Origin of the sequence: Bradyrhizobium sp. Leo170, from assembly GCF_004296405.1 — a bacterium.
Lineage (GTDB): Bacteria > Pseudomonadota > Alphaproteobacteria > Rhizobiales > Xanthobacteraceae > Bradyrhizobium.
In genome coordinates, this window is record NZ_PSRR01000431.1 from 1 (window position 1) to 6,203 (window position 6,203).

Below are 6,203 nucleotides of genomic sequence, written 5' to 3' on the forward strand. Positions count from 1 at the left end.
AAAGTTTCCCTACACCGGTACCCTCACTGTCGCGCGGAGGCCGCCCATCGGGCTGTCGCCGAGCATGATGTCGCCGCCATGCGAACGGGCGATGTCGCGGGCGATGGCCAGTCCCAGGCCGGTGCCGCCCTCGTCCTGGTTGCGGGCGTCGTCGAGCCGCAAGAACGGCTTGAACACCTCCTCGCGCATGTCCGCCGGAATGCCCGGGCCGTCGTCATCGACGGTGATCGTGAGATAACGGTGGTCGCGGTGGCCGGTGATCGAGATCGCGTTGGCGTGCCGCGCCGCATTGGAGACGAGATTGCCGAGGCAGCGCTTGAACGAGGCCGGCTTCACGGTCACGACGGGCAGTCCGTGGAAGGCGACGGTCGCGGTGTGGCCGTGGCGCTCGGCGTCGTTGCGCAATTCCTCCAGCGCCATCGTCATGTCGGTGGGCTGTGCGACCTCGCCAGAGTCGCCGCGGGCGAAGGCGAGATAGTCCTCCAGCATCATCGACATCTCGTCGACGTCCTTGCGCATGGCGTCGATCTCGGGGCCTTCGCCGAGCAGCGCGAGCTCCAGCTTGAAGCGGGTCAGGATGGTGCGCAGATCGTGCGAGACGCCGGCGAGCATCGCGGTGCGCTGCTCGATCGTGCGCTCGATGCGCGCCTTCATCTCCAGGAAGGCGTGCGCCGCACGCCGCACCTCGCGCGCGCCCCGTGGCCGGAAATTCGGTGCCTCCCGGCCTTTGCCGAAGCTTTCGGCGGCGTCCGCCAAACGCAGGATCGGCTTGATCTGGTTGCGCAGGAACAGCACCGCGACGATCAAAAGGATCGTGGAGGTGCCGAGCATCCAGAAGATGAAGATCTCCGAATTCGATGCGTAGGCGGCGCTGCGCAGCGCGAAGATGCGCATGATCGCGTCGTCGAGCTGCACGCGGATCTCGACCAGGTTGGATCTGCCGACGGTGTCGATCCAGAACGGACGGCCGATCTGGCGGCCGAGCTGCACCGACAGCGACTGGTCGAGCAGCGAAAAGAACGGCTTTGGCCCGGGTGGCGGCATGTCGCCGGGAGGCAGGAAATCGACCACGAGCTGGAGCCGCTGCGCGATCCGGCGCACCTGCGCGCGGTCCTTGTCCTGCGGATAGGTCTTGTAGACGTCGATGAGAGCGGCGATGTCCTGCACCACAGCGGCGGAGAGGCGGCGCGTCACCGTGTTCCAGTGCCGTTCCATGAACACGAAGGCCACCACGGTCTGCAGCACCACCATCGGCACGATCATGATCAGCAGCGCGCGGGCATAGAGGCCGGTCGGCATCCAGCTCTTGAACGCGTTTCCCATCCGGCCATTGGCTCGGGAGACGCGCTGCGAGGCGTTGCGGATCAGGCTCAGGCCCGTGTCGATCGTGCTCATGGCGGATAAGGCTTAAGGCGAGGCCACCAGGCGATAGCCGATGCCGCGCACCGCCTGCAGGAACAAGGGATTGGCGGGATCGCGCTCGATCTTGCGCCGCAGGCGGTTGATCTGCACGTCGACGGCGCGCTCGTTGACGGTGCCGCCTCCGGTCAGCGCGCCGCGCGGCACGGTTTCGCCGGGGCTCGCGGCGAGGACGCGCAGCATGTCCCGCTCGCGGTCGGTCAGATGGATGATCTCCTCGCCCTGGCGCAATTCGCCGCGGTCAAGATGGAAGACGTAGGGGCCGAAGGCGATCTGCTCCAGCGTCTGCGCCGGCGGCGGCGCGGTGCGCTTGAGGATGTTGCCGATCCGCAGCACCAGTTCGCGCGGCTCGAACGGCTTTGCCACATAGTCATCGGCGCCGATCTGCAGACCCTCGATGCGGGCTTCCGCCTCGTGGCGCGCAGTGAGCATGATGATCGGCACCGACGAGGACGCGCGGATGAAGCGCGCGAGATCGAAGCCGTTCTCGCCGGGCATCATCACATCCAGGATCAGCAGGTCGAAATTGAGCCCCAGTAGTTTGGCGCGCGCGTCGCTGGCGCTCATGGCGGTCGTGACGCGATAGCCTTCGCCGCAGAGGAAGCGCGAGAGGAGATCGCGGATGCGGCGATCGTCATCGACCAGCAGCAGGTGCGGCGCGTCGTCGGCCGGTTTCATCGGCATTCGTGCCGTCGCCGCGGCAATGGTTGCTCCCTGCGTCACGTTCACTCCCTCGTCTTCTTGGCCGCGCCGCCGAAGATCGTCTCCAGCACCTTGTCGGGATCGTCGCGGTCGATCATCGCGCGCAGGAACGCCCGCACGGTCTCGACGCCGCCCGGATCGAGGCCGGCGACCGCGCGGTTGATGCGGTCGGTCTGCAATCCCGCCAGCTTGGCCACCAGCGCTTCGCCCTTGGCGGTGGCGTAAAGCAGCCGCTGCCGCCGGTCATTGCTGCCGGTCTTCTGCAGGATGTAGCCTTCATCGAGCAATTGCTTCAGCACGCGGCCGAGCGATTGCTTGGTGATGCGCAGGACGTCGAGAAGATCGGCGACCTTGAGCCCCGGATAGCGCGTGACGAAGTGCATCACCCGATGGTGGGCGCGGCCGAAGCCGAACGCCTCCAGCTCCTGATCGGCATCGCCGACGAAGTCGCGATAGGCGAAGAACAGGAGCTCGATGATGTCCCAGCGCAAATCGCCCGTCCGAGGCCCGGGAGCGGATACGTCCGTTCCCGGAGAATCGGGCTGCGCTGCTGCCGTTGAGAAATTTATGTCAGCCATATTGACGTATCTTGGGTTCAATGTTACAAAACTGCCAGTCACGACGAAATTTTAAATCGTTTCGTCCCTGGCAAAGTTTAGATCGGCCACGAGCAGACCAGTGATGGAGGCTTGGGCCGCAAATTGGGACTACCGTGCGATTGTCGAGCGGCATTTCGACAAAACATACTGGACTTCAGCATCCGGCAAAAGCATGTCCTTTCGGACATGACGGCGATGGAAACCGGCCGTAAGGCTGGCGGTGAAGTCCAGGCCGACAAAGCCAGTCAGGCCCGGAGAGACCGGCGCCAGCAATCGCGCGGATTCCGACAGCGGGAAGCAAGGGCGGAAAGCAAAGGATATGAGTTTGAAATTCGAAATCCAGCCTGCGGCGAATGCGACCTCGGACAAGGAGCGCGCGACAAGGCTCGTGGACCCGGGCTTCGGCCGGATTTTCACCGATCACATGGCTGTGGTCCGCTACAATCAGGCGAAGGGCTGGCATGGCGCGCGCGTCGAATCCCGCGCGAATTTCACGCTCGATCCGGCCACCGCCGTCATGCACTACGCGCAGGAAATTTTCGAAGGCCTCAAGGCCTACAAGCGCGACGATGGCGGCGTGAACCTGTTCCGTCCCGACGCCAATGCCCGCCGCTTCTGGAATTCGGCTGAGCGCATGGCCATGGCGCCGCTGCCCGAGCCCGTGTTCATCGAAGCGGTCGAGCAGCTCGTGCGCATCGACCGCGCCTGGATTCCGGGCGGCGAGGGCAGTCTCTACCTGCGGCCCTTCATGATCGCGAGCGAGGTCTTCCTCGGCGTGAAACCATCAGCGGAATACATCTTCGCCGTCATCGCCTCGCCGGTCGGCTCCTATTTCAAGGGCGGACCCGCGCCGGTGTCGATCTGGGTGTCGGAGAACTACACGCGCGCCGCGATCGGCGGCACCGGCGCCGTCAAGTGCGGCGGCAACTACGCCGCGAGCCTTCGGGCGCAAGCGGAGGCCATCGAACACGGCTGCGATCAGGTGGTTTTCCTCGATGCGGTCGAGCGCCGCTACATCGAGGAACTCGGCGGCATGAACGTCTTCTTCGTGTTTGCCGACGGTTCGCTGCTGACGCCGCCGCTCGGCACGATCCTGCCGGGCATCACGAGGGATTCGATCATCGCGCTCGCGAAGGATGCCGGCACGCCGGTGCGCGAGGAGGCCTACACGATCGACCAGTGGCGCGCTGATGCCGCCAGCGGAAAGCTGAAAGAGGCCTTCGCCTGCGGCACGGCGGCCGTGATCTCGCCGATCGGCAAGGTGTGTTCCACGAGCGGCGAGTTTCTCATCAACGGCGGTGAGGCCGGCCCTGTCGCCATGGGGCTGCGCAAGCAACTGGTCGACATCCAGTACGGTCGCGCGGCCGACCCGCACAACTGGATCAAAAAGGTGCTGTGACCGGCGGCGGATTTATTCCGCCGCCTCGGCGCGACGGTTGCCGCATTCTCCATCCGCTGCTAAATGCGCGCCCATGGCCGACAAACCCAAAAAACCGCAGAAGCTGAAGGCGCGCCTGCCGCGCGGGCTCGAAGATCGCGGGCCGACCGCGATCGCCGCGACGCGCCGGATGACCGAGACCATCCGCGAGGTGTTCGAGCGCTACGGGTTCGAGCCGGTGGAAACGCCGGCGATGGAATATACCGACGCGCTCGGAAAATTCCTGCCTGACCAGGACCGCCCCAACGAGGGCGTGTTCTCGTTCCAGGACGATGACGAGCAGTGGATCTCGCTGCGCTACGACCTGACCGCGCCGCTCGCCCGCTACGTCGCCGAGAATTTCGATCACCTGCCGAAGCCGTATCGCAGCTATCGCGCCGGCTACGTCTTCCGCAACGAGAAGCCGGGCCCCGGCCGCTTCCGCCAGTTCATGCAGTTCGATGCGGATACGGTGGGCTCTGCCTCGCCGGCCGCGGATGCCGAGATGTGCATGATGGCGGCGGACACGATGGAAGCGCTGGGGATTCCGCGGGGCAGCTATGTGGTGAAGGTGAATAACCGGAAGGTCCTTGATGGAGTGATGGAGAGCATCGGACTTGGCGGCGAGGAGAATGCTGAAAAGCGGCTCACGGTTTTGCGCGCAATCGATAAATTGGATCGGCTGCGATATGACGGTGTACGTCAATTGCTCGGCGAAGGCCGCAAGGACGAAAGCGGCGACTTCACCAAGGGGGCGGGACTTGATGAGACACAGATTGCATCGATCCTCGGGTATGCAATCCCGAGCGATTATTATCTGAGCACTGATGCTCCGCACAATCAAATGAGCAGACCCGATGTTCCGATCTGGCGTTTGGTCAGGGAGGGCGGGTCAATTCCTGACGACCGCCTGCATTCGGTGCCCGAAAATCCCGACGATCAGATGTTCTGCGACATCGCAGCTTATATCGAACGTATGAGGGAATTCGTTGGATCGAGCCAGATTGGCCGCGAAGGCGTTGACGAACTCTTGGCCATCAACTCTCTCGTCAGGTCAGCAGGCTACGGTACCAACAGGATCGAGATCAGCGCATCCGTCGTCCGCGGTCTCGAATACTACACCGGTCCGGTCTACGAAGTAGAACTCATGCTGGAAACCAAGGACGAAAAAGGCCGTCCCGTTCGCTTCGGCTCCGTCGGCGGCGGCGGTCGTTATGACGGCCTGGTCTCACGCTTTCGTGGTGAGCCGGTGCCGGCGACGGGGTTTTCCATCGGCGTGTCGCGGCTGCAGGCGGCGCTGACGCTGCTTGGCAAGCTCGATACGCGGCCGCAATTCGGGCCCGTGGTGGTGACGGTGTTCGATCGCGAGCGGGTCGCGGATTATCAAAAGATGGTCGCGCAGTTGCGTAGCGCCAACATCCGCGCCGAGCTCTATCTCGGCAATCCCAAGAACATGGGCAACCAGCTCAAATATGCCGACCGCCGCAACTCGCCTTGCGTCATCATCCAGGGCTCCGATGAAAAGGCGCGCAGCGAGGTGCAGATCAAGGACCTGATCGAAGGCGCGAAGGCCGCCGCGGCGATCGCTTCGAACCAGGAATGGCGCGAGACCCGTCCGGCGCAGTTTTCGTGTGCGGAGGCTGACCTCGTCGCGAAGGTCCGCGAGGTGCTGGCGCGGCATGAGGTGACGTGGGGGTAGCTGAATTCGTCATACGCGGGCTTGACCCGCGTATCCATCTTCAAAATGATGGATTGCCGGGTCGAGCCCGGCAATGACGGCCGGGCCAGTGAACGACAACAAAAGGGAGAGCGAGAGATGCCTGAGATCACCGTGAACATGGCTGCCGGCCGCACCGAAGAGCAGAAGAAGGGCATGATGCTCGACATCACCCAGGCGCTCGTGAAGAACCTCGGCGTCGACGCCGAAGCCGTCGTGATCCAGATCAACGAGGCGCCGCTCACCCACAAGATGAAGGGCGGCAAGACGTTCGTTGAGCGCGCCGCCGCGGCGAAGAAGTAGCTCTCGTCGTCCCCGCCTTGTGCGCAATTGCGCACTGGAGCGGGGA

The 6,203-nt window shown here is 64.1% G+C and carries 6 protein-coding genes; 3 read left to right on the top strand and 3 right to left on the bottom strand.

Annotated features, from left to right (window positions below):
* Window positions 1-9: 9 nt before the first annotated feature.
* From CWO89_RS39485 to CWO89_RS39495, 3 genes are read right to left on the bottom strand one after another with little or no spacing between them, the layout of a single operon-like run.
* Window positions 10-1,395 (bottom strand): ATP-binding protein, encoded by a 1,386-nt coding sequence (locus tag CWO89_RS39485; RefSeq protein WP_130583711.1) that lies wholly within the window; start codon window positions 1,393-1,395, stop codon window positions 10-12.
* A 12-nt stretch (window positions 1,396-1,407) separates the two neighbouring features.
* Complete coding sequence (locus tag CWO89_RS39490) at window positions 1,408-2,103, bottom strand: response regulator (protein ID WP_130583714.1); 696 nt, start codon at window positions 2,101-2,103, stop codon at window positions 1,408-1,410.
* A gap of 41 nt (window positions 2,104-2,144) precedes the next feature.
* A complete protein-coding gene (locus tag CWO89_RS39495; RefSeq protein ID WP_028163906.1) occupies window positions 2,145-2,699 on the bottom strand; it encodes a MarR family winged helix-turn-helix transcriptional regulator in 555 nt (184 codons plus the stop codon).
* 340 nt (window positions 2,700-3,039) lie between these two features.
* Here CWO89_RS39495 and CWO89_RS39500 point away from each other — a divergent pair, with 340 nt between their 5' ends.
* The 3 genes from CWO89_RS39500 to CWO89_RS39510 all read left to right on the top strand — a co-directional run bounded on the left by CWO89_RS39500 (window position 3,040) and on the right by CWO89_RS39510 (window position 6,157).
* On the top strand, window positions 3,040-4,119 hold the full coding sequence (locus CWO89_RS39500; protein ID WP_130583712.1) for a branched-chain amino acid aminotransferase: 1,080 nt from the start codon (window positions 3,040-3,042) through the stop codon (window positions 4,117-4,119).
* A 73-nt stretch (window positions 4,120-4,192) separates the two neighbouring features.
* Window positions 4,193-5,836 (top strand): histidine--tRNA ligase, encoded by a 1,644-nt coding sequence (locus CWO89_RS39505; RefSeq protein ID WP_130583713.1) that lies wholly within the window; start codon window positions 4,193-4,195, stop codon window positions 5,834-5,836.
* A 117-nt stretch (window positions 5,837-5,953) separates the two neighbouring features.
* Window positions 5,954-6,157 (top strand): tautomerase family protein, encoded by a 204-nt coding sequence (locus CWO89_RS39510; protein WP_028163903.1) that lies wholly within the window; start codon window positions 5,954-5,956, stop codon window positions 6,155-6,157.
* Window positions 6,158-6,203: the final 46 nt, after the last annotated feature.